Genomic DNA, 2,551 nt, shown 5'->3' with positions numbered 1-2,551 from the left:
CCGATTTCCAGAATCGCGTTCACGACTCCAGAATTCATGTTCACGACACCAGAATCGTAACGGTAACGTAACTATTTCCCTTTCTTAAGCATTGATTTCGTTCAACTTGTGCCGCTCCCCTTAACTCTCAATCAAAAGGAGCAGCGGCCATGCCAATGGAAACGAGGTTACCAATGCGTAAAATCAGGGACATCTTGCGACTCCGGTTCGAGTGCCGGTTAACCATCCGACAGATCTCTGTCAGCCTCAGAATCAGCACGGGTGTCATCACCAAATACCTGAACCTGTTCAGTGAATCCGGGCTGAGCTGGCCACTGCCGAATGAGATGGACGATACGTCACTGATCAACCAGCTCACTCCTGAAGCCATTAACCGCCGATATCAAGGGCTGATTGATCCTGACTGGATCGATATTCACCGTTCCCTCAAGCAAAAGGGAATGACCAAACAGGTGCTCTGGGAGGAATACTGTGACGTTTACCCCCACAGCCATTACAGCTATGCCCAGTTCTGCCATCGCTACAATGAGTGGCGCAAAAAGCAGAAACGCTCCATGCGCCAGGAGCACCGGGGCGGCGAAAAACTGTTTATCGACTATGCGGGTCTGACCGTCCCCATTGTCAGCCGTGAAACCGGCGAAACCGCGCCAGCACAGATCTTTGTTGCCGTGCTGGGGGCATCCAGCTACACCTATGCTGAAGCCAGCTGGACCCAGGGCCTGCAGGACTTTCTCTGCTCCCAGGCCCGGGCGTTTCAGTTCTTTGGCGGCGTGACCCAGTTGCTGGTTCCGGATAACCTGCGCAGCGCAGTATCCAAAGCCTGCCGCTACGAGCCACAGATCAACCGGAGTTACCAGCACCTGGCCGAACACTTTGGCACCTCCATCATGCCTGCCAGGCCTTACAAGCCGAAAGATAAGGCAAAGGTAGAGGTCGCCGTGCAGGTCGTTGAGCGCTGGATATTAATGCGCCTGCGCCATACTACGTTCTTCTCGCTGGCGGAGCTGAACCAGGAAATACGACGCCTGCTGGAAGACCTCAACAACCGACCTTTCAAGCAGCAACCCGGTTGCCGTCGTACGCTGTATGAGCAGCTGGATCAACCGGCGCTCAGGCCCTTACCCCGGGAGGCATTTGAATACATCGAATTCAAGTATGCCCGGGTCAATATTGACTACCACGTGCAGTATGGAAACCACTCCTACTCAGTGCCCCATCAGCTGGTGCGTGAGCAGGTGGAAATCCGGGCAGGACAGCAACTGGTGCAGATCTTCTACAAGGGGAAGCCGGTAGCCAGCCATCCCCGCAAATGGGGAACCGGCTTCACCACCCGCACAGAGCATATGCCAGAGCGCCACCAGAAACAGCAGCAGTGGACACCGGGACGACTCCTGAACTGGGCGAAAAAGCTGGGCCCCGACGTCCTGTGGTTTACTCAGCAACTGCTCGATAGCAAAGAGCATCCGGAACAGGCTTACCGTGCCTGTCTTGGACTGCTCAACATGGAGCGTGAATACGGCGCTGACCGATTGAATGCGGCCTGCCACCGGGCCAGAAACACCGGTGGTCGGCGAGTTGCTAATGTCCGTTCGATCCTCCAGTCCGGATTAGACAAAATCCCGCTGAACAAGGCAGAAACCAGCGACGATGATCGTGTGACCAGAAGCCATGAAAACATTCGCGGCGCCAGCTTTTACCAGTGAGGAGCGAGACCATGATCAATCAAAACCTGACTCGCCTTCGCAGCCTGCGCCTGGGAGGCATGGCGGATGCCCTGAACCTGCAGAGTGAGCAACCCGGCACCTATGAAGGGCTCAGCTTCGAAGAGCGGCTGGCCCTGCTTATTGACCAGGAGGACGCGGACCGCAGCAACAAACGACTGGCCCGGTTACTGAAAGCAGCTCGTTTCAAACTGGCAGCCACCCTGGAGGATATTGATTATGAGCAGCCCCGGGGGATTACCCGTTCCCAGATGGCCTCACTGATACCGGGTGAGTGGCTGAGCAAAAACCAGAACCTGCTGATCACCGGACCCTGTGGAACTGGCAAAAGCTGGCTTAGTTGCGCCTTTGGCCACAGTGCCTGCCTGCGCGGTTACAGTGTGCGCTACTACCGGACCTCCCGGTTGCTGGAAGCCATGACCATTGCTCACGGTGATGGCAGCTACAGCAAGCTCCTGCAGCAACTGGCGAAAGTCAATTTGCTGATACTGGACGACTGGGGGCTTGAGCCCCTGACCCAGAGCCAGCGCAATGACCTGTTGGAGATTATGGATGACAGGCATAACCAGAGTTCTACCATCGTCACTAGCCAGCTACCGGTATCGAAGTGGCATGACAGCATCGGTGACGCGACGCTGGCTGATGCCATTCTGGACCGGCTGATTCATAACGCCCACCGGTTGGAACTCAAGGGAAAGTCCATGAGAAAAAATCAGACCAAAACTGGAGGGTCGTGAACACTCAGGCTACAAATAAAGGAGGGCAGTGCTTGGGTAAGCGGAGGTGTTCACGCTTACCAGAATTAGCGTTCACGTTTACCAGAATATGCA

General features: G+C 55.5%; 2 protein-coding genes. Both read left to right on the top strand.

What is annotated here, in order from left to right:
* Nucleotides 1-173: 173 nt before the first annotated feature.
* Nucleotides 174-1,703: an IS21 family transposase gene (gene istA, locus ACO6VE_RS24270; protein WP_422444748.1), complete on the top strand. Its 1,530-nt coding sequence runs from the start codon at nt 174-176 to the stop codon at nt 1,701-1,703.
* An 11-nt stretch (nt 1,704-1,714) separates the two neighbouring features.
* Nucleotides 1,715-2,458 (top strand): IS21-like element helper ATPase IstB, encoded by a 744-nt coding sequence (istB, locus tag ACO6VE_RS24265; RefSeq protein ID WP_422444680.1) that lies wholly within the window; start codon nt 1,715-1,717, stop codon nt 2,456-2,458.
* Nucleotides 2,459-2,551 lie beyond the last annotated feature (93 nt).

Origin of the sequence: Endozoicomonas sp. ALB115 (assembly GCF_049310245.1) — a bacterium.
GTDB lineage: Bacteria > Pseudomonadota > Gammaproteobacteria > Pseudomonadales > Endozoicomonadaceae > Endozoicomonas.
The sequence above is the reverse complement of the archived record's forward strand: the minus strand, read 5'-3'. Positions and strand labels throughout refer to the sequence as shown.